The 25287-nt window shown below is 65.7% G+C and carries 23 protein-coding genes and 3 pseudogenes; 18 read left to right on the top strand and 8 right to left on the bottom strand.

Annotated elements, in window-relative coordinates; genetic code table 11:
- Positions 1-16 precede the first annotated feature (16 nt).
- Positions 17-757, bottom strand: a pseudogene (locus tag MICSW_RS14775) (aldehyde dehydrogenase family protein); the annotation flags it as partial.
- Between the two features lie 473 nt (positions 758-1230).
- Between MICSW_RS14775 and MICSW_RS14770 the strand changes: the two are divergent.
- The 7 genes and pseudogenes from MICSW_RS14770 (at position 1231) to MICSW_RS14740 (ending at position 8340) form a co-directional block, all read left to right on the top strand.
- Positions 1231-2898, top strand: a complete 1668-nt coding sequence (locus tag MICSW_RS14770) for a hypothetical protein (protein ID WP_194384085.1) — start codon at positions 1231-1233, stop codon at positions 2896-2898.
- A gap of 339 nt (positions 2899-3237) precedes the next feature.
- A complete protein-coding gene (locus MICSW_RS14765) occupies positions 3238-3366 on the top strand; it encodes a helix-turn-helix domain-containing protein (RefSeq protein WP_194384086.1) in 129 nt (42 codons plus the stop codon).
- Positions 3367-3547: 181 nt separating this feature from the next.
- Positions 3548-4213 (top strand): helix-turn-helix domain-containing protein, encoded by a 666-nt coding sequence (locus tag MICSW_RS14760; RefSeq protein WP_194384087.1) that lies wholly within the window; start codon positions 3548-3550, stop codon positions 4211-4213.
- A complete protein-coding gene (locus MICSW_RS14755; protein ID WP_464496395.1) occupies positions 4192-5067 on the top strand; it encodes a hypothetical protein in 876 nt (291 codons plus the stop codon). The genes MICSW_RS14760 and MICSW_RS14755 overlap by 22 nt, the downstream gene beginning before the upstream one ends.
- Positions 5004-6350, top strand: a complete 1347-nt coding sequence (locus MICSW_RS14750; RefSeq protein WP_228481089.1) for an IS256 family transposase — start codon at positions 5004-5006, stop codon at positions 6348-6350. The genes MICSW_RS14755 and MICSW_RS14750 overlap by 64 nt, the downstream gene beginning before the upstream one ends.
- 205 nt (positions 6351-6555) lie before the next feature.
- Positions 6556-6801: pseudogene (locus MICSW_RS14745) on the top strand (transposase); the annotation flags it as partial.
- A 471-nt stretch (positions 6802-7272) separates the two neighbouring features.
- Positions 7273-8340, top strand: coding sequence for an IS110 family RNA-guided transposase (locus MICSW_RS14740; protein WP_194384089.1), 1068 nt, complete (start codon positions 7273-7275; stop codon positions 8338-8340).
- Here the strand turns inward: MICSW_RS14740 and MICSW_RS14735 are convergent.
- Positions 8306-9729, bottom strand: a protein-coding gene (locus MICSW_RS14735) for an IS3 family transposase (RefSeq protein WP_464498425.1) whose coding sequence is annotated in 2 segments (ribosomal slippage) — positions 8306-9393 and positions 9393-9729 — 1425 coding nt in all. Because the reading frame shifts where the segments join, the coding sequence is not laid out codon by codon here. The genes MICSW_RS14740 and MICSW_RS14735 overlap by 35 nt on opposite strands.
- Positions 9730-9853: 124 nt before the next feature.
- Here MICSW_RS14735 and MICSW_RS14730 point away from each other — a divergent pair.
- The 9 genes and pseudogenes from MICSW_RS14730 (at position 9854) to MICSW_RS14690 (ending at position 17074) form a co-directional block, all read left to right on the top strand.
- Positions 9854-11107, top strand: a complete 1254-nt coding sequence (locus tag MICSW_RS14730; protein ID WP_005054956.1) for an aromatic ring-hydroxylating dioxygenase subunit alpha — start codon at positions 9854-9856, stop codon at positions 11105-11107.
- The gene (locus tag MICSW_RS14725; protein ID WP_005054954.1) at positions 11104-11691 is read left to right on the top strand and encodes a 3-phenylpropionate/cinnamic acid dioxygenase subunit beta; all 588 of its coding nucleotides are present in this window, start codon (positions 11104-11106) and stop codon (positions 11689-11691) included. Before MICSW_RS14730 ends, MICSW_RS14725 begins: the two co-directional genes overlap by 4 nt.
- Positions 11688-12014, top strand: a complete 327-nt coding sequence (locus tag MICSW_RS14720; RefSeq protein ID WP_005054953.1) for a hypothetical protein — start codon at positions 11688-11690, stop codon at positions 12012-12014. Before MICSW_RS14725 ends, MICSW_RS14720 begins: the two co-directional genes overlap by 4 nt.
- Positions 12015-12017: 3 nt before the next feature.
- Positions 12018-12215, top strand: a complete 198-nt coding sequence (locus tag MICSW_RS14715) for a ferredoxin (RefSeq protein WP_005054951.1) — start codon at positions 12018-12020, stop codon at positions 12213-12215.
- Positions 12212-13423: an NAD(P)/FAD-dependent oxidoreductase gene (locus tag MICSW_RS14710; protein ID WP_005054949.1), complete on the top strand. Its 1212-nt coding sequence runs from the start codon at positions 12212-12214 to the stop codon at positions 13421-13423. Before MICSW_RS14715 ends, MICSW_RS14710 begins: the two co-directional genes overlap by 4 nt.
- 112 nt (positions 13424-13535) lie before the next feature.
- Positions 13536-13688, top strand: a pseudogene (locus tag MICSW_RS14705) (helix-turn-helix domain-containing protein); the annotation flags it as partial.
- Between the two features lie 42 nt (positions 13689-13730).
- Positions 13731-14276: an IclR family transcriptional regulator gene (locus tag MICSW_RS14700; RefSeq protein ID WP_223159176.1), complete on the top strand. Its 546-nt coding sequence runs from the start codon at positions 13731-13733 to the stop codon at positions 14274-14276.
- Positions 14277-14437: 161 nt separating this feature from the next.
- The gene (locus MICSW_RS14695; protein ID WP_464496392.1) at positions 14438-16051 is read left to right on the top strand and encodes an alpha/beta hydrolase; all 1614 of its coding nucleotides are present in this window, start codon (positions 14438-14440) and stop codon (positions 16049-16051) included.
- A gap of 900 nt (positions 16052-16951) precedes the next feature.
- Positions 16952-17074, top strand: a complete 123-nt coding sequence (locus MICSW_RS14690) for a hypothetical protein (RefSeq protein ID WP_267189609.1) — start codon at positions 16952-16954, stop codon at positions 17072-17074.
- Between the two features lie 14 nt (positions 17075-17088).
- Here MICSW_RS14690 and MICSW_RS14685 read toward each other — a convergent pair whose 3' ends face one another.
- Both MICSW_RS14685 and MICSW_RS14680 read right to left on the bottom strand, forming a co-directional pair.
- Positions 17089-17184, bottom strand: a complete 96-nt coding sequence (locus tag MICSW_RS14685) for a hypothetical protein (RefSeq protein ID WP_370651862.1) — start codon at positions 17182-17184, stop codon at positions 17089-17091.
- 84 nt (positions 17185-17268) lie between these two features.
- Positions 17269-18665, bottom strand: a protein-coding gene (locus MICSW_RS14680) for an IS3 family transposase (protein ID WP_370428832.1) whose coding sequence is annotated in 2 segments (ribosomal slippage) — positions 17269-18329 and positions 18329-18665 — 1398 coding nt in all. Because the reading frame shifts where the segments join, the coding sequence is not laid out codon by codon here.
- A gap of 279 nt (positions 18666-18944) precedes the next feature.
- Here MICSW_RS14680 and MICSW_RS14675 point away from each other — a divergent pair.
- Positions 18945-20180, top strand: a complete 1236-nt coding sequence (locus MICSW_RS14675) for an IS256 family transposase (protein ID WP_046746337.1) — start codon at positions 18945-18947, stop codon at positions 20178-20180.
- Positions 20181-20223: 43 nt separating this feature from the next.
- Here the strand turns inward: MICSW_RS14675 and MICSW_RS14670 are convergent, their stop codons facing one another.
- Positions 20224-20508 (bottom strand): helix-turn-helix domain-containing protein, encoded by a 285-nt coding sequence (locus MICSW_RS14670; protein WP_139833211.1) that lies wholly within the window; start codon positions 20506-20508, stop codon positions 20224-20226.
- Positions 20509-20910: 402 nt separating this feature from the next.
- Here MICSW_RS14670 and MICSW_RS14665 point away from each other — a divergent pair, with 402 nt between their 5' ends.
- A complete protein-coding gene (locus MICSW_RS14665) occupies positions 20911-21204 on the top strand; it encodes a hypothetical protein (RefSeq protein ID WP_005055297.1) in 294 nt (97 codons plus the stop codon).
- A gap of 271 nt (positions 21205-21475) precedes the next feature.
- Here the strand turns inward: MICSW_RS14665 and MICSW_RS14660 are convergent, their stop codons facing one another.
- From MICSW_RS14660 to istA, 3 genes are all read right to left on the bottom strand, one after another.
- On the bottom strand, positions 21476-22129 hold the full coding sequence (locus tag MICSW_RS14660; protein ID WP_005055300.1) for a GNAT family protein: 654 nt from the start codon (positions 22127-22129) through the stop codon (positions 21476-21478).
- 387 nt (positions 22130-22516) lie between these two features.
- Positions 22517-23263, bottom strand: coding sequence for an ATP-binding protein (locus MICSW_RS14655; RefSeq protein WP_183498614.1), 747 nt, complete (start codon positions 23261-23263; stop codon positions 22517-22519).
- Complete coding sequence (gene istA / locus MICSW_RS14650; protein ID WP_464495435.1) at positions 23260-24822, bottom strand: IS21 family transposase; 1563 nt, start codon at positions 24820-24822, stop codon at positions 23260-23262. The genes MICSW_RS14655 and istA overlap by 4 nt, the downstream gene beginning before the upstream one ends.
- Positions 24823-25287: the final 465 nt, after the last annotated feature.

Raw genomic sequence — 25287 nt, 5'->3', positions numbered from 1 at the left:
GTGGATGCGTCGGCGTTCAGAGCCGAACAGTGATTGTCTTGGTCTGCGTGTAGTGCTTGAGGGCCTCGAAGCCCTTCTCACGGCCGACGCCGCTGGATTTGAACCCGCCGAAGGGCGTCTCCACGCCGCCGGCGAAGTACTCGTTGACGTAGACCTGACCGGCGTCGATGCGACGTGCAACGGCGTGGGCGCGGGACACGTCCCGCGTCCAGATCCCGGCGGCCAAGCCGTAGGGAGTGTCGTTCGCGATGTCCACCGCCTCCTCGTCGCTGGAGAAGCGGATGACCGAGAGAACGGGTCCGAAGATCTCCTCGCGGGCTATGCGCATGCTGTTCGACACGTCCGTGAAGATCGTGGGGGCCACGAACAGGCCTCGGCCGCCGTCCCCCATGTCGAGGGTTCTGCCGCCCGCCGCGATGGTCGCGCCCTCGGCCTGTCCGAGGGCGAGATACTCGGAGACACGATCGAACTGGGCACGGTTGGCAATGGACCCCATGTCGAGATCCTGGATGCCAGGGCCGACGCGTGCAACGCGGGCGCGCTCGGTGAGCAGATCGATGAGACGATCGTGGACGTCGGCGTGCACGAGCAGGCGCGTCCCGGCGGAGCAGACCTGCCCTGACTTGAAGGTAAACCCCGCATAGGCGCTGGCCGCTGCCGCTTCGAGGTCAGCGTCTGCGAAAACGATGTTCGGAGACTTGCCACCGAGCTCGAGTGTAAGCGGAATGATCCGCTCCGCCGCGCGCGCCATGATCGCCCGGCCGGTGGCGACCGGGTGGCAGTTGGCGTCGTCACGAACTCAGTATGCGCCGGGCGCGTGTAGAACGCCGCCGCCCCGCGCGTCGATGCGCCGAGCGGCGGATTTGAGGCGAGCTCCTTCCGCATACCCAGGCTTCGGGTCGGCACCAGCGTAGCGCAAGACGAATTGAAGGAAGGGCGGTCCCTCAGCGGCAACAATGCTGGACTTCGTGGTACGTAGTTTCGCGCGGAGGGCTGGGCTGCGGAGTGCGCGACCGATCGTCATTCAGGCGGGTCGGTCCTCGCTCGTGAGCAGATCGCGCCACATAGCCGCGATCTGCACGTGGGACGCCATCCTGTCGCGTCTTGTTACTAGTGCATCTGCTGTGGTTCGATGAGCGTGAACAGGCTCGGGGGCGCGGGGCCGCAGCTGTCTTGTTGGGGGGCGCAATGCGCAGATCATTGACGGCGACTGCGATTGCAGCACTGGTCGTGTCTGCCCTCGTCGCCTGTACGCCGCAGCCACCAGATCGGGCGACGACCACGGTCGGCGCTGACGGCTTCGAGCTGGCGCTGGACGGTGTGACCGCGACCGGGACTGGCGGTGTGGCACCTGAGGGCACCCAGGTCACCCTCGAGCTTGTGGGCCAGGCGACAGGCGGAGGCCTGGCAGCGACAGTGACAGAGCTTGGCAAGTCCATTTCGCTCACCCTCGGCGATGGATTGCAGCCGGCAAAACCCGTCGACCTGCGGTTCGAGATTCACGAGCCTGCTATCTCCGGTGAGGAGTGGTCGTCGGATCAGACGCTGCTCATCCTGACGGAGTCGGAGGATGGCACAGTAGGGCTCCTCGAGACGGCCCGTGACGGCGATGTCCTCGCCGCCACCACGGACCACCTGTCGTTGTTCCAGCCCATTCAGATGGATTTCGGCAAGGCCCTCAGCCAGGCTCGCGACTTCGTGATGCAGTCGCTTGGAATCGAGATGCCAGCCCCAGACTGCGTGGGAGAGACCGTCACCATCGCCTCGACATTCGAATACCGCATCGACGACCGCGGCTGGGTCCACCCGTGCATCTCATTGGACGGGGACACCATCACCGTCAACCTCTATGCAGCCAGCGTGATGCCCTACCGCGTGGTATCCACGCCACAGGTCACCGGGACGACGGTCGCAAGCCCGGACGGCCAGGGCATTCTGACCGAGTTGGTCAACAGGTGGATCCCGACTCCGTCCGGCGGAGTTGCGATGGGCGGCGGAGCATCCGCCCAGTTCTCGTTCAGCAGCTCAGACCCGCCCCAGTATTTCGAAGCCCGTCAGGACGCGGGCATGGTCATCGGGGCTGTGCTGCTGAACCTCATCGGGATTATCATCAACCCGCTGGGCGGCGGCGCGGCGTTCATGGAGAAGGTGGGTCAGCTCGACTGCCTGTCCGGCGTCGTAAGCGTCGCGGCAGCGGACACGTTCAATGCGTCAACGGCTGCGGAGTTCCTTCGCATCACGCTCGCGTGCGTGGGCACAGCGGCTGCCGCGGCGTCCTACCCCATCCGGCTGGCCCTAGGACTTATCGGCGCGATTCCCGCCCTATTCGCGGGCTCTTTCATAGGACTCTTCAACGAGATAACAGGGCAGGGGACTGTACGCGTTGATGTGATCCGCAACGTCATCCCGTGGGTAATCACTGCGGACGGAATCGGCCCGCTCAAGGTGGGAAGCACGACGTGGGACGACGTGTCCTCTCTCCCGGGATTCACCGGGGACACCGGCCGCTGGGAGAGCGGCTGCGCAGCTGGCGGTTGGTTCGGCGAGGGCACCATCTACGACGGGATGAGCGTGCTGACGCACGACATGAACCTTCCCAGCCCGGGAAGCAGCGACTTGAACTCAATCTCCCTGGGTTCCTACTATCGGACGGGCATCGCCGCGACTGTGCCAGCGGCAACTCTCGAGGGGATCAAGCTGGGATCCTCACAGGCTGACGTCGAGGGCGCCTACCCCGCCGTCTTGCCCCGCGCTCACAGACTGGACATGGGCCTCCTGCTCTACGAAGTGGAGAACGGCGCGGGCCGGGGCATGTCCATCGGGGTGAGAGACGGCGTCGTCATAAACATCACCGTGGGTGACGTACCTACAATCTATGCCCCGGAAGGCTGCGCTTGACTGACGCCGACACCTCGGGGCGTTACTGACTAAGGGCGAGATCCGCTCAGACGTGCAGCTTGAGCAGCGAACTGTCTACCTCATCGCGCTTCGCGCCCGCAGGATCGAGAATGTTGGTGACCGACATCGCAGTGGCGTCGAGCTCCAGGCCCGCGGTGTAGAGGTCGGTGGGGCGTTGCGGAGCGCAGCATCGTTGTCGTCCTCCCAGCGGTGCGGGTAAGGTCCGGGCTGGATGTCCTTGCAGTGGCCGCCGCCGCCGCCGCCGCTGCCTGCGCACCTTCCAGCAAGCGACAGGGCCTCCCTGGGGGCGCTTTTGAGGGAGGCGCCGGTGCGCAAGGGATGACGCAGCGTGAGCTGGAAGCCGCCAGTGGTGTCCCGCAGGGGAAGATCAGCCGGATCGAACGGGGCAGTCCTACCCGGCGCTGCTCACAATCACTCAGGTCGCTGCTGCGCTCGGGCTGGAGCTGACCTGGGACGTGCGCGCCGCGGGGTAGCGATCGTCGAGGCTGGGTGCGCGCGCGAACTATGCGCCCGCCGCTCAGACCCGCGCGTACCCGCGGGATGCCTCCTCGTGCGTGACGCGCGTCGCGCTCAGGACGCACCGTGCACGTCGGTGATATAAACGTTTCGAGCGCGAAAGGTTTTTGACATGGTCGATATTGCTGTCCGTGAAGCCGCGAAGCGGCTGGAGGTCAGTGACCAACGTGTCCGCGACATGCTCCGCTCCGGCGAGCTCACCGGCCGGCAGCTGGCCGGCCATTGGATCGTTGACCTCGGATCCGTTCAGGAGCGAGCCCGACTCGGGTTCCCACACGGCCGGCCGTGGTCCGAGCGGACCGTCAAGTATGTCATCGCCGCACTCTCCTACGGCACCGGCGCGGACGCGAAGACGCAACGCAGGATCATGACGACCGAGACAGGCGAGCTGTGGCGGAAGATCGCTCAAACGATAGAGATCCGCGGATTCTCGACCCGCAACATTGGTCTGGTCCGAAACCAGGTGTCCCTGACGGGGGAGAGCGCGATTGATGTCCTCGGTGAGCGTCTCGTCGGCGAGTCGTCGACGCTTCATGGTTACCTGACCGGCTGCACGTTGGAGGACCTCATCGACGACGCCGGTCTCGTCGACGACCTCAATGGGAACGTCGCTATCTACACACCCAGCTCCGGCAGCAGTACGTGGGTTTCGACAGGGATTGCGCAGAGGGCGCTGGTCGCCGTCGACTGCGCGCGCGCCGCGCCGACCCGCGTGCACAGCGCCGGTGTTCGAGCTCTTGACCAGATGAGAGCGGAATGGCTGACGCGGAACACCTGATCGTCGTCCCGGACAACATCCACCCGTGGAACCTCGTATTCGAAGTCGCGGATGCCACCGACTCGAAAGCGTGGGTTCTCGTCGGCGGGCTGATGGTCCACGCGCATGCGATCCGTGCCGGTGTGAACCCACCGCGCCCGACGGGTGACATTGACCTCCTCATGAACATGGGCGTACATCAGATCAGCGCAGTCGCCGGGCCGTTGCAGCAGCTCGGCTTCCGCCCTCTCGAACCTGTCGGCGGTGGGCCCCTGCACCGGTTCGTTCGAGAGGACGACATCGTCGATGTGATGGTCGGTACGCAGGTGCGCGCACGGTGGGCGCAGCGTGAGGTGCTTCAGGTGCCCGGCGCCCGCCAGGCACTCGCACGCGTCGACTGGTATGCCCTGCAAGGGCAGACCCGTCACGTGCGCATCAGCGTGCCTGACGAGCTGGCGGCGCTCATCGCGAAAGCTGCAGCGTTCCAAGTCGACCAGCGTGACCCCGGGCGTCACCTGGAAGACCTTGGCGTCCTGCTCGCCTCCTCCGGCGGACGCCGGGTGCTTGACCTGGGAAGGCTCACCGCAGGTGACCGAAGGCATCTGCGTCGCGCGGTCACTGAGCTCTCAGACCCCGGTCATGAGGCATGGGCGGTCCTTGACCAGATCGACCGGGCGGTCGGTCAGCGCGCGCTGGCGGCAGTTCTCGATGCTGTCCACGGCGGCGGCGGCGCCGAAGCCGCCGGGGCCGCGGGGGTGTCAGATGGTCTGTGTGAGTGGGGTTCACCTCGAAGGAGAACATCATGGAGACCATGGCTATCAGTCCGGAGCGCGAGGAGCGCAGGCGTCGGCAGAAGGAGCTCGCTGATCAGTTGAAGTCGTCGGGTGCGATGGATGAGATCTTCGCGAAGATCGATGCCGGCACCCCGCTGACGGGCGATCAGGGGCTGCTCGGTGGCATGCTGAAGGCCGCGCTGGAGCGGGGCCTGGACGCGGAGCTGACCGAGCACGTCGGGTACGAGCGTGGTGATGCGGAAGCGTCGCTGTATCCGAACTCCCGCAACGGCACGACGCCGAAGACGGTGTCGACCGAGATCGGTGAGATCGACCTATCGGTCCCGCGGGATCGGAACGGGTCGTTCACCCCGATGCTCGTCCCGAAGGGGCAGCGCCGGCTGGATGGGCTGGACGGGATGATCATCTCGCTCTATGCCGGCGGGATGACCATCCGCGATATCCAGCATCATCTCGCGAACACGATCGGCACCGAGCTCAGCCATGAGACGATCTCGAAGATCACCGACCAGGTCGCCGACGAGGTCCTCGCGTGGCAGACCCGCCCATTGGAAGCGTTGTATCCGGTGATCTATCTCGACGCGATCATCGTGAAGATCCGTGACGGCGGTCACGTGCGCAACAAGGCCGCGCATATCGCCGTCGGGGTCGACATGGACGGGATCAAGCACGTCCTGGGTATCTGGGTGCAGGCCACCGAAGGCGCGAAGTTCTGGGCATCGGTCTGCGCCGAGCTTGCCAACCGTGGCATCCGCGACGTGCTGATCGTCTGCACCGACGGGCTCACCGGATTTCCCGAGGCGGTCGCGGCGACGTGGCCGCAAGCGACCGTGCAGACCTGCGTGGTCCACCTGATCCGCGCGGCGATGCGGTTCGTGAACTACAAAGACCGCAAAGCCGTCGCCGCCGCGCTGAAACCGATTTACACCGCGGTGAACGAGGACGCCGCGCTCGAAGCGCTCGAGGCGTTCAGCGACTCCGAGCTCGGCCGCCGCTACCCCTCGGCGGTGAAGACGTTCCAGGACGCCTGGGACCGGTTCACCCCGTTCCTGGCGTTCCCGCCCGAGCTGCGCCGCGTGATCTACACCACCAACGCGATCGAGTCGCTGAACTACCAGCTGCGGAAAGTGACGAAATCGCGGGGTCACTTTCCCAACGACGCCGCCGCGGTCAAGCTGCTCTGGCTGGCGATCTGCGACATCGAAGACAAGCGCGCCCGAGAACGCGAGAAGGAACGCGGGCGCCCCTCCAGCCAGCGAAAAGCTTCCGGCCGACTCATCGAGGGCAACGTGACCACGAACTGGAAACAAGCCCTCGAACAACTCGCACTCGCCTACCCCGACCGCATCACCCCCTACCTCTAACCACCAACACCAACCCGCTTACACAGAAGACTTGACAAGCCCGGGCCGCCGCCCAGGACGCCGCCGCCCAGGGCGACCCCGGGGAGCAGACCGAGGCAGACAGTGCGAGCGGGTCGAAACCGGTCACGCGCCCGCCGCGCATGTGACGAGCACCCACGCCCTGGAGGCCGCCGCAACCTTCACGCTCGACGACGTCGAGCTGGTGGCCTCCTCGGGCAAGACGACGCGTCACCGCCTCAACCGGGGCGGGGACCGGGCCGCGAACTCCGCACTACACAAGATCGCGATCGCCCGGCTCGCCACCGACCCCGATACCCGCGCCTACGCGGCCCGCCTCACTGCCGCCGGTAAGACCAAGAAGGACATCCTCCGCTGCCTCAAACGAGCCATCGCCCGCCAGGTATTCCACCTCATCACCAACCCGCGACCCGCGGCCAACAGCAGCGACATCCGACCCGCACGCAAGCGGCTCGGACTAGCACTCACCGACGTCGCCGACGGCCTCCACTGCGCGACCAGCAAGACCTCGCTCATCGAACGCGGCACGACCCGAGACACCCGATTCCTCAACCACCACCGAGCCTGGCTCACCACACAGCAACACGCCCAAATCGCCGCTTGACAACTTGTGAATCTAGAGGCGGCTGGTCCGGGACTGGCTGGCAGGGTTGGCGTTGGTCGCTTCGCCGTGGTCGTGACTCATGACAAACCTGGCCCCTTCGGGGTGCCTTGCCTATGAACTGTCCGGTCGCGGCGAGTGACCGGCGCCTTCCCGGCCCACCTCGGTGGCTTGATCAGAAGCATGTCCGACCTCGCGGTCGTGGCTCATCACAGGTATGCCCCGAAGTGATCCCTTTCCGGGCCGGCGCCGGTCGTCAGCGACCGGAGTCATCGCCCATCTCAAGGAAAGGACCGGACCGCTGTGAGCACCATTGTCGCGCACACTCATCCGTTCATCATCGGCGTGGACACCCACGCCCGAACCCACACCTACGCCGTCCTCACGGCTGCAGGTGAGCACCTCGGGACCGAAACGTTCCCGAACACCGCGGCGGGCCGTTCCCGCGCGATCTCCTGGGCCGCGCGTCGCGCCAGCGGTGTCGCCGACCCGCTCTGGGTGATCGAAGGGGCAGGCAGCTACGGCGCACAGCTGGCACGCAACGTCACCGACACCGGCTACCGCGTCGTCGAGGCCGCCCGGATGAGCGGTGGTCGGCGAGGGGTCGGCAAGTCGGACCCGATCGATGCGCAGCGGATCGCCGCCGCAGTACTCGCCCTGCCGACCGATCAACTCCGAAACCCACGCCAAGACGAGGGCGTGCGCGCCGCGACGCAGATACTCCTGACCGCTCGCGACGAGCTCGCCGGTGAGCGCACGCGAGCAGTCAACGCACTCACTGCCCTGCTCCGCATCACTGACCTCGGCCTCGACGTTCGTCGCCCCCTCGGTGCTCGCCGGATCGCTGAGGTCGCGCGCTGGCGGACGCGGGACGAGCACATCGCCGCCGCGACCGCCCGGACAGAGGCGATCCGTCTGGCCAAACGGATCCTCGAGCTCGACGCCGAGCTCGATCAGAACATGGCGCGCATCAGCGAGCTCGTCCAAGCCAGCCCGGCCACCGAACTGCTCCACAAGACCGGCATCGGGCCTGTCACAGCAGCGAGAACTCTCGTCGCGTGGTCTCACCCCGGCCGAGTCACCAACGAAGCCGCGTTCGCCGCTCTCGCGGGGGTGAATCCCATCCCGGCATCCTCGGGCAACACCACACGACACCGACTCAACCGCGGCGGAGACCGGCAGCTGAACCGAGCGCTGAACGTCATTGCGATGGTCCGAATGGTCCACGACCCCGGCACCCGCGCCTACGTCGACCGGCGGCGCGCCGAAGGCAAGACCGACCGCGAAATCCGGCGCATCCTCAAGCGCTACCTCGCCCGCAGCATCTATCGACACCTCAACGCCGCCTCAGCCGCTCAAACTGGGGGTTGACGAGACATAGAAGCTTCTGTGAGGGCTGGTTGATCCAGGCGGCCTCGGGCAGCTTGGGCGCCTGGGGTCGGCGGTGGCCGAAGCGCTCGGGACGGGCGGCGTAGGCCGCGTCCAGGGTGGCCTGGCGCTGGGCGCGGACCTGCCCGGCGGTGCCGAAGTGGACGCTGGCGGGGGTGTGCAGCCCGATCCCGCAGTGGCGGTGCTCGTGGTTGTAGTAGGCGAAGAACTGCTCGGCGAACGCGCCGGCGTCGGCCAGGGACCCGAAGCGCTCGGGGAAGACCGGGGCGTACTTCAGCGTCTTGAACGCCGCCTCGCTGTAAGGGTTGTCGTTCGACACGTGCGGGCGGGAGTGCGACCTGGCCACCCCGAGGTCGACGAGCAGCTGAGCGACCGGTTTGGAGGTCATCGAGGTCCCGCGGTCGGCGTGGATCGCCTCCGGCACGCCATGGATGCCCATGGCGTGCTCGAGCAGGTTCTTGGCGATCTCGGCGTCCTCGCGGGCCGCGATGGTCCAGCCCACGACGAACCTGGAGAAGATGTCGAGCACGACGTACAGGTCGTAGTACACGCCCCGCTCCGGCCCCTTGAGCTTTGTGATGTCCCAACTCCACACCTGCCCCGGCGCCGTCGCGACGAGCTCGGGCCGGGTCCGGGGCGGGTGGCTCGCCTGCCGGCGCCGTTCCCCGGCCATGTCGTGCTCGCGCAGGATCCGGTGCATCGTGGACATCGAGCACAGGTAGGTGCCCTCGTCCAGCAGCGTGGCCCAGACCTGGGCGACCGACTTGTCCGCGAACCGCTGGCTGGTCAACACGGCCAGCACGTGGGCCCGCTCGGCGGCGGACAGCTTGTTCGCCGGTGCCGGCCGCGGTGTCCGTGGACGTGGCGGTGGCGGGTTCTTGGCCCGGTAGTGACTGGCGCGGGAGCGACCCAGCAGCGCGCACGCAGCCGCGGTGCCGACGTGCTCGGCCAGCCCGTCGACGGCCGGGTTGATCACCGCGGCGACCGCGGCGGCTTGTCCGCGCTCTCGGAGAGCGTCTCCAAGAGCGCGTGTGCTTTTCCCATCAGGTCCAGCGCCGCCCTGGTCTTGGCCAGCTCGGCCTCGGCCTTCTCCGCCCGGGCCCGTAGCGCCTGCAGCTCCCGCTCGCGCCGGTCCCGCGGCTTGCTGCCCAGCCCGGACAGCGAGCCGGCGGCCGCGGCCTTGCGCCACTCGATGATGTGGGAGGTGTACAGGCCCTCCCGGCGCAGGATCTCCCCACGCCCAGAGCGGTCCGCGGCGTCGTACTCGGCCAGGATCGCCGCTTTGAACTCGGCGGTGAACGTCCGCCTCTTGGGCCGGTCAGCACGAGGAGCCATAGCCCCATCATCGGTGCCGACGTCAGCAACCGTCATCGTCATCTCAGTATTGGTCCGTTCTCGCCCCGTGCAGTGCGAAGGTCAGCAGTGCTGGTGTCTCACCCCATCCTGACGCACAGGGCTCGAGCGGGAGCGCTTGTTCAGTCGCGCGTGGATCTTCGTGGGTCACGAATCAGAGATCCCTCAGCCCGGCGACTACGTGGTGCGGCGAGTGCTCGACGACTCGTTCATCGTGGTGCGCGACGAGAGTGGCTCCGTCAAGGCGATGTTCAACATGTGCCTGCACCGAGGAATGCAGGTGTGCCGGGCGGAAATGGGCAACGCCTCGCACTTCCGCTGCCCGTATCACGGCTGGTCGTACCGCAACGACGGACGAATCGTGGGGCTGCCGTTCCACGAAGAGGCGTACGGTGGCGAGGCTGGCTTCAATCGCAAGGGAGCCCGCCTGCTTCCGGCGCCGAGCCTCGACAGCTACAACGGGTTGATCTTCATCAGCATGGATCCGGATGCGCCACCGCTGATCGACTACCTCGGCGATTTCGCTTTCTATCTCGACTACTACACGAAGCAGAGCTCCTCGGGCATCGAGCTCCGCGGCCCGCAGCGCTGGCGGGTGAAGGCGAACTGGAAGATCGGCGCAGAGAACTTCGCCGGCGACATGTACCACACGCCACAGACCCACACCTCGGTGGTCGAGATCGGCCTCTTCCGCGAACCGAAGGCGGAGAAGCGTAAAGACGGCAACACGTACTGGGCGGGCAACGGCGGAGGCACGACCTACAAGCTTCCGGAGGGAACGCTCGAGGAGCGGCTGCGCTACGTGGGCTACCCCGACGAGATGATCGACCGGATGAAGGAGGTCTGGTCCCAGGACCAGCTCAATGTGATCGGCGAGAACGGCTTCATGATCTCGGCGGCCTCGATCTTCCCGAACATGAGCTTCGTGCACAACTGGCCGAAGGTGGAAGACGGCGACGACGTGCTCCCGTTCATCTCGATCCGTACCTGGCAGCCGATCAGCGAGAACGAGACCGAGGTGCTTTCCTGGTTCGCCGTCGACGCAGCGGCACCGGAGGAGTTCAAGGCTCTGTCGTACAAGGCGTACCTGATGTGCTTCGGCAGCACGGGGATGTTCGAGCAGGACGATGTGGAGAACTGGGTGTCCCTTACGAACACCGCGAAAGGGAATATGGCGCGGCGCTTGCTGCTGAACAGCCGGATGGGCGTGCTGAAAGACGGCAGATTCGTCGTGGAGCCGCTCGGACCGGACGCGTTCTCTGGCCCGGGCGTGGCCCACGTCGGTTACGGAGAGTACAACCAGCGGCATCTGCTCGAGCGCTGGGCGGACTACCTCGAGACGGAGCCGACCGCGCTGATCATCTCGTCGGTGGGGATGCCGGAGGGGCTGTCATGACCGAGGCGCGCTGGGTTCGACTGAAAGAGTCGCCGCTCGGAGCACATACGACCAAAGCCACGCGGGTGGGGAGTTCGTTGTCGTTCTCGGACGGCCTGCATCTGGAGACGCACAGGTGGCTCGTCGAAGAGGCATACATCCTCGACGAGCAGCGGTACGAGGACTGGCTCGACCTCATCGCCGACGATGTGCACTACATCATGCCCGTGCAGGTCACTACCGCGCTCGGCGCCGGGTACTCGACGTCTCCGGGCATGGCGCATTGGGACGAGAACAAGTACTCCCTGAGCCGGCGGGTCGCCCGCTTCCTCACGGAACACGCCTGGACAGAGGATCCGCCCTCCCGGCTCCGTCACTTCGTCACGAACGTGCGCACCTTCGAGAGCGACGTCCCGGGCGAGGTCGTCGTCGATTCTGCGGTGCTTCTTTTCCGCAGTCGCGGCGACGTGCACGAGCCCGCGGTGATCTCGGCCGGCCGCGAAGACGTTCTGCGACGTGTCGGCGGCGGGTTGCAGCTCGCACGCCGAACCATCACGGTCGACGAGTCGGTCTTGCGCACACAGAATCTGGCGATCTTCCTATGAAACTCGAATGGGAAGGCGAAGAGGACGACCGCATCGCGGCCATCGCAGCAGCAGACGAACGTCAGCGGCTCGAAGACCAGCGGGTAGGGGCTCCGATCTCGATCGCCAATGAGTTCTCGGAGATCCGGGTATCTCGCGTGGAGACACGCAACGGCTCCCGGCTCCTGATCGAGTCGCCGCGATCCGGGCAGTGGGTCGCTCTCGATCCGCTCGAGCTCGAGGCGCTGACCTGGCAGACTACGGCGACGTTCTCCGCCATGATCGCCCAACCGTTCGCACCGATGTTCCCTGAGATAACGCCTGAAGAAGCAGGAGAGGAGTGACACATGCCTGTCGTGAAAGCGGATCTCGGGCTCTGTCAGGGCTACGCCAACTGCATCATGGCCGCGGGAGACTATTTCGATCTCGATGACGACGGCGTCGTGATCCTGCTCAGAACAGAGGTCGACGAGGCCGACCGGAAACGGGTCACCGAGGCGGCGAACAGCTGCCCGGTTTCCGCGCTCCGGGTGGAAGACGAATGACGACAGCGATTGTCGGTGCGTCGATCGCGGGGGTACGGGCCGCGCAGGCGCTTCGGGCAGAGGGGTATCGCGGAGACGTTGTGCTCATCGGCTCCGAGCCCGTGCTGCCCTACGACAAGCCGCCGCTGTCGAAGGGATACCTCGTCGGTGCAGGTGCAGCCGAGGTCACGCTCCTCACGGCGGCGGAGGCGCTCGAGCTTAACATCGACCTTCGTCTCGGTGTGCCGGCGGTAGGTCTGGACCGTGCGTTGTCGGAGCTCCGGCTGGCGAATGGACGGCGGGTCGGCTTCGATGACCTCGTGGTGGCGACCGGCGTCCGCGCGCGGCCGTCGCCGTGGGGTGAAGGCGAGGGAATCCATGTGCTGCGGACACTCGACGACGCAGACCGGCTGCGCGCCGAGCTAGTTCCCGATCGCAGGATCATCGTCATCGGAGCGGGCTTCATCGGCGCCGAGGTCGCCGCGACCGCTCTTGGGCTCGGAGTCGATGTCACCCTGGTCTCGGCGACACGCGACCTGATGTCACGCCGGCTCGGTGACGAGATTGGCGCCCTCTTCTCGCAGAAGCACTCCCGGCATGGCGTACATGCGGTTCTCGGACGGACGGTCGCGCAGATCGACGGTGCGAAGGGAGACTTCCGCGTGCTCCTGGATGACGGTTCCGAGCTCCACGGTGATGTCGTCGTCATCGGCATCGGGGCAGTGCCGAACGTCGAATGGCTCGAGGACTCAGGGCTCGAGATCGACGACGGTCTCGTCTGCGACGAATTCCTCACGGCACTCGGCGCCCCGGAAATCCATGCGATCGGCGATGTTGCGCGGTGGCGGCATCCGGTTCGCGGCGATCTCACCCGTCTTGAGCACTGGACGAATGCGGTCGACCAGGCGCGCTGTGTCGCGCACAACATCGCTCATCCCGACGACCGACGCTCATATCTGCCTGTCGAGTATGTCTGGAGTGACCAGTTCAACTGGAAGCTGCACATCGTCGGTCGCACGACGGCAGTCAACCCCGAGATGGTGACGGACCCTCGAACACCCGACCGGATCGCGTCTCTGTACTCTCAGAATGGTCTGTCATTCGACGGGGCAGTGGTACTGAATTGGCCCCGCGCTCTCGTCGAAGTCCGCCGGTCCATCGCAGCGGGATCGTCGCTTTCCGACGTTCGTGTACGACTGGGCCGGCTGCTCGAATCGGCGTCCGGATAGACCTGGACGGGATCGCCTTGCCCTTGATGGCGGCCCTGAGGGCCGGCAGGAACGATACAGTTTCTGTTGTGCAGAGAAATAGAGCAGCCGACGGAGTCGATGCGGCTCCGCAATACCGATCGAGTCGGTCGACAATGCCCTGAAACTCCTGCTCCTGCTCGGTGAGAAGAACGAACTTCGACTGACGGACGCCAGCAAGCACCTGGGTGTCGCGACCTCAACGGCGCATCGCATCCTCGCGATGCTTCAATGGCGAGGATTCGTGCGGCAAGACCCGCGAACGAAGACATACGGGCCAGGGCCGTCGTTGACCACGATCGCCTTCTCGGTGCTGAGAAAGATGGACATCCCGCAGATCGTGCAACCGATCCTCGAGGAACTCAGCCACCAAGCCGGCGAGACGGTTCACCTCGGCACGCTCGACGGCAACTCCACTCGCTTTCTCGCAGTCTCGGAACCGACGACGGCGGTGCGAGTCGCTTCACGGTTGGGCAAGGAGATGCCGGCCCATTGCACCTCCACGGGAAAGGTTCTCCTGGCGCAGCTCCCGCGAGAACAATTGGACCGTCTCTACCCCGACGAGCAACTCTCACAGGTGACTCCGCAGTCGATCCGTACCAAGACCGAGCTCCTCGCACAACTGGATCTTGTCGCGAAGCAGGGCTATGCAACGAACCGGGAGGAGAGCGAGGAGGGCGTGGCCTCGGTGGCCGTGGCCGTTCCCTCGGCGAGCGGGCTGCGGTTGGCGATCAACGCATCTGCCCCGGTGTTCCGCTTGCCTCCCCGCAAGGTGAAGACCCTCGTCGCACTCCTCGATGAGGCAGCCGTACGTCTGGCCGACCTGACCTCCTGAAGGCTCGTCGTCTCTTTCCCCTGCGACCTGGTGCAGGGGTCGTTCGGCGCGTTCTGAAGAGAGCTCGAGCCATGCTGGACTGTTGGCGCCGCGCAAGCTATTGTGTCTTCTAGTTAGGAACAAGTTCTGCTCAGCAAATAAATATGCGAAGAGGATGATCAATGCAGATCGTACTGGTGCACGGCGGATGGGTAGGCGGCTGGGCGTGGGACGGCGTCGCCGACGAATTGCGCAGAATGGGGCACGAGGTGATCGCGCCGACGCTGCGCGGTCTCGAAGACGGTGACGTGGACCGCTCCGGCGTCACGATGAGCATGATGGCGCGCGATCTGATCGATCAGGTAAGAGAGCTCACCCAGCTCGACATCGTGCTCGTCGGTCATAGCGGCGGAGGTCCGCTCATCCAACTCGTCGCTGAGGCGATGCCCGAGCGCATCGGCCGGGTCGTCTTCGTCGACGCCTGGGTGCTGCGCGACGGCGAGACCATTAACGACGTGCTCCCCGATCCGTTGGTCGCAGCGGTGAAGGCGCTTGCGAGTCAGTCCGACGACAACACCGTCGTCATGCCGCCTGAGCTCTGGGCCGCGTCGTTTATGCAGGACGCGACCCCGGAGCAGCTCGCCGCGGTCGAGCCGAGGCTCGTCCCAACGCCGGCAGGCTGGTTCTATGAGCCGATCCGCCTCGACCGGTTCTGGGCGAGCAGCATCCCGTCAAGTTATGTGTTCCTCGCTCAGGACCAGGCCGTTCCCGCTGAGATCTACCAGGCCGCGGCCGGGCGGCTTGATAGTCCGCGCACGATCGAGATCGACGGAAGCCATATGGTGATGCTCACGCATCCGGAGAGGCTCGCACGGGCCCTCGACGCCGTCATTGCCTACCCAGACGACGTCGCGCCGATCTCGTACACCGAACTGGCGCCGTCGGGTGCGCCTGCTCGGTGGATCGTCCTCGTGCACGGGGGTGGTGCCTCGAACGAGTACTATCTCGAGACGCCCGACGGCCGACAGGGCTGGGCGGCACGATTCGTATCGCATGGCTACGGTGTGCTGGTGGTGGACTGGCTGGGGTTGTCCTATGAGGCGGCCCAACACGTCGATGATCGTGCGGCGTCTGCGCGGCTGGACTATGAGAGCGTGTGCCGAGGGATGGGCGTGTTCCTCTCTGGTCTCGGCCGGAACGTCGTGCTGGTCGTGCACTCGATGGCAGGTCCGATTGGCTTCCGCCTCCTAGAGACGCATGGCGATCTCATCGACGGGCTCGTAGCCGTCGCTCCGGGCCCGCCTGGAAATATACAGGCGGTGCCCGAGATCGTGAGGGAGTCCGACCAGGAGGTCTCCATCCGTGGAGCGGCCATCGACTGGACCATCCCGAAGATGGGTTTCTGGGAACCCACAAGCGCCTTCGTGAACGACAAGGCCATCGGACCCAGCCGGCGGTTCCCCCGCGAGTGCATCGAGGTGTTCCGCCGCACCCTTCGGCCGATCCCGGCCCGGATGCTTTATCAGCGTCAGAACATCGGTGGGAGCCAAATGAGGATCGGGCCGACCGACGCGTTCACGAACAAGCCGATTCTCGTCTTCACGGGTGGAGCCGATACCGACCACCCCTCGCAGCTGGATCAGGACATCGTGGCCTGGCTCACCGATCAGGGCGCCGCCGTCACCTTCTGGTCGTCCGAACTGCCTCTTCTCGCTGGGAACGGCCACTCGCTGATGGTCGAAGACAATAGCGACGAGATCGCTGACGAGATCGCGCGGTGGATCACGGCGCTCTGACTCGCCACCGTATCGTCCCGGCCATTATTTCAGCCGACCCGACGTCCCCAACAGCGGAGGAGAACGCCAGTCGTTTCCTTCGTGTCACTCGAGGGAACGCTGTGCCAGCTCGTTGCCGACTACGACTTGGTCGATCGGGCCCTTGCTCGAACTCCTCATTTCATACGTCTGGCGATGGACTCAAGGGAGATGTTCGCCGACGGCCGCGTGCAACTCCAGGTCATCGGTGGACAGCTGAGGCGTCTGCCACGACGCATCGAGACGATCGGTTCGCAGCTCGAACGGAACGTTCGGGCTGAGCATAAGGATGTTCCGAGACCTCCAGGAACGCGGATGGATCGGTTCGTTGGTCGGGGAGCTGACGACCACCCTGGTTGGCGTGGCGCTTATCGTCGCTGCGGTGCTACTTTCGGTCTCGGGGGGTGGCCCCCAGCTCGCCCCGACGTCGCACTCCTACCGTTCCTAGGGGCGGGGTGGTCGGCCTCGCGGGCAGGCTCCTCGTGCTGAGGCCGCTGCGCACCTCCTTGATGCGCACCACGCTGATCGCCGGATCCTGGCAAACTATCCCGCGACGCGAATTCGCAGGGGGTGTCGGCGCGACTTTCGATCGACGTACAGTGCCGTCCGTTAACAAACGATCGGTTCGTGCGACCGAACTGTCGAACGCCTGTGCATCGCTGCGGCGAGTTCCTCATGGCGCAGTACCTGGGTTTCGCTTCCGGAAGAAGATTTCACGAACCCCAGCGACACGGTGTTGCGGTGACGTTCGACGAAAGAGAAGAAGGATGGCCCGGCGAATCCCAATCGCGCGAAGTCTCGCCTTCGAAATGACAGAAGCGCTCCTGTGCTCGCGCGTCGGTTACTTCGCACCTTCTAGGTGTGACGTTATCAATTAGGGTGATGACGACCGGTGACGGGTACCGGTACCTGCTGAACTCTGTCGTGTCCGGTGACGGCGACCGCGACGCCTCGTCTGTGTTGACGCGGTATTACGCGGAGGCCGGGACTCCTGGCTCGATGTAGCGCCGAGGGGGTCGCTACTGGTCGGTTCCGACGTTGTGTTCAACCCAGTCGCGCAGATGCTTCAACGGGGCGGCTGCGCTGTGTCCGAGGTCAGTAAGTTCGTACTCCACGCGAGCGGGAACCTCGGGGTAGACGGTGCGAGTGAGCAGGCCGTGGTCTTCCGGAAAGTGTCAAGGCGGGTGAGACAGATTCCGTCAGGCGGTCTGTATGAGGGCCTCCTGTGAGGGCTGGTTGATCCAGGCGGCCTCGGGCAGCTTGGGCGCCTGGGGTCGGCGGTGGCCGAAGCGCTCGGGACGGGCGGCGTAGGCCGCGTCCAGGGTGGCCTGGCGCTGGGCGCGGACCTGCCCGGCGGTGCCGAAGTGGACGCTGGCGGGGGTGTGCAGCCCGATCCCGCAGTGGCGGTGCTCGTGGTTGTAGTAGGCGAAGAACTGCTCGGCGAACGCGCCGGCGTCGGCCAGGGACCCGAAGCGCTCGGGGAAGACCGGGGCGTACTTCAGCGTCTTGAACGCCGCCTCGCTGTAAGGGTTGTCGTTCGACACGTGCGGGCGGGAGTGCGACCTGGCCACCCCGAGGTCGACGAGCAGCTGAGCGACCGGTTTGGAGGTCATCGAGGTCCCGCGGTCGGCGTGGATCGCCTCCGGCACGCCATGGATGCCCATGGCGTGCTCGAGCAGGTTCTTGGCGATCTCGGCGTCCTCGCGGGCCGCGATGGTCCAGCCCACGACGAACCTGGAGAAGATGTCGAGCACGACGTACAGGTCGTAGTACACGCCCCGCTCCGGCCCCTTGAGCTTTGTGATGTCCCAACTCCACACCTGCCCCGGCGCCGTCGCGACGAGCTCGGGCCGGGTCCGGGGCGGGTGGCTCGCCTGCCGGCGCCGTTCCCCGGCCATGTCGTGCTCGCGCAGGATCCGGTGCATCGTGGACATCGAGCACAGGTAGGTGCCCTCGTCCAGCAGCGTGGCCCAGACCTGGGCGACCGACTTGTCCGCGAACCGCTGGCTGGTCAACACGGCCAGCACGTGGGCCCGCTCGGCGGCGGACAGCTTGTTCGCCGGTGCCGGCCGCGGTGTCCGTGGACGTGGCGGTGGCGGGTTCTTGGCCCGGTAGTGACTGGCGCGGGAGCGACCCAGCAGCGCGCACGCAGCCGCGGTGCCGACGTGCTCGGCCAGCCCGTCGACGGCCGGGTTGATCACCGCGGCGACCGCGGCGGCTTGTCCGCGCTCTCGGAGAGCGTCTCCAAGAGCGCGTGTGCTTTTCCCATCAGGTCCAGCGCCGCCCTGGTCTTGGCCAGCTCGGCCTCGGCCTTCTCCGCCCGGGCCCGTAGCGCCTGCAGCTCCCGCTCGCGCCGGTCCCGCGGCTTGCTGCCCAGCCCGGACAGCGAGCCGGCGGCCGCGGCCTTGCGCCACTCGATGATGTGGGAGGTGTACAGGCCCTCCCGGCGCAGGATCTCCCCACGCCCAGAGCGGTCCGCGGCGTCGTACTCGGCCAGGATCGCCGCTTTGAACTCGGCGGTGAACGTCCGCCTCTTGGGCCGGTCAGCACGAGGAGCCATAGCCCCATCATCGGTGCCGACGTCAGCAACCGTCATCGTCATCTCAGTATTGGTCCGTTCTCGCCCCGTGCAGTGCGAAGGTCAGCAGTGCTGGTGTCTCACCCCATCCTGACGCACAGGGGGCGGCTGGACGATCTCACCGAGTGGGCGCATGGTTTCACCGGCCGGGCCCAGTCGTTCCCCGGCTACCGGGCCTGGAGTCCCGCGGGGTGGTGGTCTTTCGGGCCCGCGGCGTCGTGACCGCGACGGGGTGAGCCATCGTGCGATGGTCAGTGAGAACGACCAAGAACTCACACAGAAAGACGACACCGCACGATGGCTCTTGACCAGTCTGCCCTCCTCGAGCTGCTCGGGGAACTGAAGCTCACCGGCACCACCGACCGCATCCGAGCCGCGACCGAGCGGCTCTACCAGGAGCTGATCGACGCGGAGACAGCCGCATTCATCGGCGCCGCCCCCTACGAGCGCACGAGCGAGCGCACGACTACCCGCAACGGTTCCCGGCCGCGGGTGCTGTCGACCACGGCTGGGGATCTGGAGTTGCGGATCCCGAAGTTGCGGCAGGGGTCGTTCTTCCCGTCGCTGCTGGAGCGGCGCCGCCGGGTCGACCAAGCCTTGTTCGCGGTCGTGATGGAGGCCTACCTCCACGGCGTCTCAACCCGGAAGGTCGATGACCTCGTCAAAGCGCTCGGCGCTGACACTGGCATCTCGAAGTCCGAGGTGTCCCGCATCTGCCAAGGGCTCGACGCCGAGGTCGCATCGTTCCGCGACCGCTCGCTGTCTGACATCGCCTACCCCTACGTGTTCCTCGACGCGACCTACTGCAAGGTCCGCATCGACCACCGTGTCGTGTCCCAGGCGGTCGTCGTCGCGATCGGCGTCGCCGCTGACGGGCGGCGGGTCGTGCTGGGCTTCGATGTCGGAGACAGCGAGACCGAGGAGTTCTGGAAGCAGTTCCTGCGCTCGTTGAAGACACGAGGTCTGGGCGGGGTGAAGCTGGTGATCTCCGACGCCCACGCCGGACTGAAGAAGGCCGCAGCGACCGTGTTGCAGGGCGCCGCCTGGCAGCGCTGCCGCGTCCACTTCATGCGCAACGTCCTGACCGCCCTCCCGAAGGGCCGGCAGGAGATGGTCGCCAGCGTGATCCGCACGATCTTCGCCCAACCCGACGCCGAGCACATCGATGCCCAGTTCGACGAAGTCGTGCGCATGATCGAGCGCGTCCACCCCAAGACCGCCGTGATGCTCACCGACGCCCGTGACGACATCCTCGCGTTCAAAGCGTTCCCCGCCCGGCATTGGCGACAGATCTGGTCCACGAACCCGCTGGAACGCCTCAATCGGGAGATCAAGCGCCGCACCGACGTCGTTGGCGTGTTCCCGAACAACGCCGCCCTGCTCCGCCTGGCCGGCTCCGTCCTCGTCGAGCAACACGACGAATGGGAAGCCGCCGACCGCCGCTACTTCTCCGAAGCCTCCATGACCGAGCTCACCGCGACCACCCCCACCATCGACGAGGCGGTGATACTCCCCGAGATCACCGCCGCCTAAACTAACGACAGCTGATCATCGCAACGAAGCGAAAGACCACCACTCAAACGGACGCGGCCGATTCCAACGCGATGTGCAGCACCGTGTCCGTACTGACTTTGAGTCGGTAGACCGCTCGCTCAAGCCGCAACCGGCGCAGGTGCGCTTTCGGGTTCTCACCCACGACCGCACGGAAGACGCGGTGAAAGTGATGCGGCGAAAGACCAGCGACCGCCGCGATCTCGGCGAGGGTCACCGGCTCCTCGAGACGCTCCTCCATCCAGTGAAGTGCCCGGCTCACACGTTCCGCATGCCGCTGAGCGGTGAGTGGAAGGACGACTGAGGACACGCTTCGAATCTACGAGCGCCGGTCAGTCGGCGTCTCGACGTTTTTTGCGAATCCCACCGAAGCGACTCGCCCCAATGCCCCGAAAGGTCCATATGGACATCGCGTAGACATCTCCCCTGCGAAATGGACAACTCGGAGCGTGACATCTGTAGGAACCGGCTGACGATGAACTGCTGTCGGTCGTCAGAACTGGTCTGCGAGCGCCCTCCGCTGCGCATCCCAATCGAAGTCCTCCAACGTTTTGCGAGCCGGTAACCCGGCGGCCTTGATCCGCAGCTCTGCGCCCGAAGCGTTGCGCGCCGTGGTCTTCCGCGTGAAGGAGCCTGAGTGGGACACTTCTTCTGAGGGCCACCTGTAGGGATCGCTTTGGGGTCGTCGACCGCGCATGAAGGGAGAACCGTGATGACTGGGGATGAAGTGTTCGACACGATCGCTCACGAGATGACTGCGCTTGACGGTGTGTCACGGAACCACCGCGGCAGTCTCATCGTCTCGGGAAGCAGCAGTGGCGCCGTGCGCGCCATGACCAGCGGCGGGCAGGTGGTGGTGAAGCTTGACCCAATGCGCACGGCGGCTCTCGTTGACGCCGGCGTCGGGACACACTACAAGGGTCAGAAGAACGCGTGGCTCCAGCTTCCGGCCGACCTCGACTTTGATCACGTGCGCGGTCTCATCCTCGAGGCGCTGACTGCATGAGAAACCCTTCTTGATTGATGGTCCTGTCCCCTGGTGTGGTGGAGGATCCGGCCGGGTTGTCTTCGTCGTAGACGTTGGTGAGCCATCGTGGTGATAGTCAGTGAGGGCTCGTCGGATCTGATCGACGCGGGAAGCGACCGTGTGGATCGTTGCCGCTCCGCACGATCTCACCACGGAGCGCACCGCCCGCCGCAACTGGACCCGCCCGACGACGCTCGCCACCTGGCCGGGGAGGTCGACCTGAAGGTTCCCAAATACCCGGGGGCGTGACTCACGCCTCGAGGTTCTCGGTCCCGACGAACGCGTTGTGACGCCAATAGATGTTGTCCCGGAAGTGCGCAAACCCGACGCTTTCGTACGACGCAGCGACCTTCTTTCGGGAGCGCCGAAACTCGATCTCGGACAGGTGCTCCCACGGCACCGGTTGCGCGCGGAGAACGATGAGAGTCTCCCTCCCCGTGCCGGTCACCGTCTCCACCAGCGTCGTGAGCAGACGTGGACCAAGGCGCTGACCCCGGTACGGTGGCTCCACAAAGACGCCCTCGACGATCACGAGCTGCGACACCTGCTCGCCAACCAGCGGATCGCGGGAGTCGAGCCACTCGAAGACGTTCTCATCACCGAGAATCGACTCGGTGATCTCGAATGCTTCGCCGCCTACTTGATCGAACACGTCAACGACGTCACCCACCCGGTCGAGGTCGACGGTGTACGCAGTAGCGCGCGCGATGACACGACGCTCCGGCTCCCCCTCGTCGTCGTCATCGAAGATGTACAACGTCGCGTCAGCGGAGATCTTCGCGACGCCCGACGGCAACTCCGTCCAGTTCACGGAGTCCGGTACTCCGACCAGTGGCCGCGTGACCTTCACAATGCACTCAATATCCGTGAGGTCCACGTCAAGTCGCGCAACAACAGCAGACATACTCACCCCTTCAACAACGGATACGCGGCAACGGCATCGTGCCGACAATACCCGGGCGCTAGCCGCGATCCAGCAGAGAAGCTGAGGCGCTGTGAAACCGCCGCCCACATGATCGCGACGGTCGGCCGGCGTCCGAAATGTCCATATGGACATCGCGTGGACATTTCAACTGCGAAATGGACATTTCAGAAAGATCCCTACATGTCGGATCCCGATGATCCTTGCGTAAACCGCGATATCGGCCGGACTACTTTGCATTTACGTGAGTATTTGAAGGGTTGAGGGCCAGTCGATATTGGGGTTCAGTGCCACTCGATATTGCGATTCAGGGCCGCCCGGTATTGCCGGTGAGCGCCACCCGGTGATGGCAACGCTCACCGGCGCCGGTCAGGCCGTCCTGGCGGTGTGTTCGCGCATGTTGGTGCTGCCGGTCTCGATCCAGATGGTGTTGTGGACGATGCGGTCCATAATCGCGTCGGCGTGGACTCCGCCGCCGAGGCGTTGGTGCCAGTCCTTCTTCGCGTACTGGGTGCAGAACACCGTCGAGGTGGCGTCGTAGCGGCGCTCGAGCAGCTCGAGCAGCATGCCGCGAACGCTGTCATCGGGGTTGTCGAGGAGCCATTCGTCGATCACGAGGAGCGTGAACGCCGCGTATTTGCGGAGCCACTTCTCCTTCCCCGCGGGCCGGTCGCGGGCGGTGGCCCAGGATTCTTCGAGGTCGGGCATGCGGATGTAGTGCGCCCGGTAGCGGTGCTGACAGGCCTGCTTCGCCAACGCCGATCCGAGGTAGCTCTTCCCAGACCCGGTGAAGCCTTGGAATACGACGTTCTGCTGCCGGGTGATGAACTGGCAGGTGCCGAGTTGCGCGATCACCCCGCGGTCAAGACCCCGCTGCTCGAGCAGGTCGACTCGCCGCAGGTCCGCGTTCGGGTAGCGGAGACCCGCCCGCCGGATGAGGCCTTCGACCTTGGCGTGGGTGAAGGTGGCGTGGGCGTCGTCGACGGCGAGCTTGACGCGTTCTTCGAACGCCATTCCCAACGTGAGGCTGTCGTCCTGGACCTCGAACGCGTCGACCAGCGACGTCACCCCCATCTCACGCAGCTTCCGCTTCGTCTCCGAGTCGAGCCGGCTCATCGGATGTCACCGGCGTAGTAGTCCGCGCCGCGGACGTATCCGGTCGGCCCCGTAGTCGCGGGTTCAGCCCATGGGCTCCTCCCGTCGGGTTGGTCCTGGTTCGTCTCGAGGATGGGCCGCAGATGCGCGTAGCGCGGAGATCTCACCCGGGACGCGAGGGCGATCCCGGCGGCGGCTTCGACCCGAGCGGCGGAGTAGCGGCGGGTGAGCCGCAACACCGCCAAAGCCGCGTCCAGGCCCTGCTCGTCGACGGGCACGGACTCGAAGATCCGATTCACCACGATCGTGGTGTCCTCCCCGATCCGGCCCGCCCACTCGCGAACACGTTCGGCGTCCCATTGCCGGTAGCGGGGACCGTCGGGCAGATCGCTGTCGTGGGTGCGATACTCGTTCACCATCCCGACCGGAGCGAGCAGGTGGCTCGTCAGCCGCTCCTGCCCGGCGAAGATCTCGACCGTGGTGTCGGTGACCCGCAGATCAACACTCCGACCGATGTTCGGGTAGGGCACGGAGTAGAAGTTGCGCTCGAACACGACGTGCCCGTTCTTCTGAACCCGGCGCCGGTAGAACCACCTCGAGATCTCAAACGGGACCACCGGAAGCGGCCGCAGCAGCGGCTTCTCCTCCGAGTCGAACACGCTCAGCCTTGACCCGGCGCGCTTTTGGAACGGCTCCGCGTTGTAAGCGGCCACGCGTTCGTAGACGACCGCCCGCAACTCCGCCAAGCTCGCGAAGCTTCGGTCGCGGAGGGATGCGATCACCCAGGTCGCGACGTTCCCGACCGTGTTCTCGACACTGGCCTTGTCTTTCGGCTTCTTCACCCGCCCCGGGAGCACCGCCGCGGAGTAGTGCGCCGCGAGTTCCCGATACGCATCGTTGAGCACCACCTCACCTTCCGCCGGGTGCTTCAGCACCCCGGTCTTGAGGTTGTCCGGGACGACACGCAGGACACTCCCGCCGAACCAGTCGAACATCGACACGTGCGCGCGCAACCAGGCGTCCTGCTGCATGTCCAGCGTCGGCTCCACGAACGAGTAGCGGGAGAACGGCAGCGTCGCAACGAACAAGTAGACCCGCGTCTGCTGCCCGGTGACCGGGTCGGTCAGCTGCATCGTCTTGCCCGACCAGTCGACCTCGACCGTCTGCCCCGCCTTGTGCCCCACCCGCGACGCCGCCCCGGAGATGAGGACGTGCTGCTGGTAGGCCTTGCAGAACCTGTCGTATCCCATCGCCGTCGATCCCGCCGCCCGGCAGGCGTCGACATACTCGCCATGCAGCAGCTTCAGCGTCACCCCGACCCGCGCGAGCTCCCGGTGCACCCTGTCCCAGTCCGGCTGCGCGTGAACGCTGTCATGTTCACCACGACCAGGAAACAGCCGCGCATACACGTCCGCTTCCTCGAGCTTGGCGACGTCGTCCCAACCGATCCCTTCCCGGTCGGCGGCGTCGATGACCGCCGCCACACTCGTCCGGGACATGCCCTGCGCGGCGATCTGCCTCCCCGTGAACCCCTCCGCGCGAAGCCGAAGCACCAGCTTCGCCTTGATCTTGCGTACCATCCGAATCACTCCTTCTGCCGTGTGATTGGCCACGCGGCAGAAGGAGCCTAGGAACGGTGGCCCTCAACCCCAATATTCGGTGGCCCTCACCGACACGATCGCGTCGATGAGCGAGTGGCCCTGAACCGCAATATCAGTGGCCCTCAGAGGAGCGAATACTCATTTACGCAAAGAATGAGTTGATGCAGGTCGCCGGCGAGATGGGCGAGGCTGGTGCGGTACGTCTGGCCGTCATGTAGGTTCCACGCCGAAATGACATATTCCACGGGTAGTTGGCAGGCACTTGGCATCTCTGCCATTTGCCGTGGACGATCGGCGGTCCGGCGCGACTGATGAGACGGGGGCGCGCGCGTTTACGTCTCACAGCTCGGCGGCGCGTACGCCTCGGTTCTGCGGCCGACGAACACCTACGTCGCGCGTCTATCGGCCACGGCCGCGACCCCCGGATGGCCAGATCTAGGACGC

The sequence above is a fragment of the Microbacterium sp. SW12 genome (genome assembly GCF_055391095.1).
Note: the sequence above shows the minus strand (reverse complement) of the source record. Positions and strands in the feature narration are given on the sequence as shown.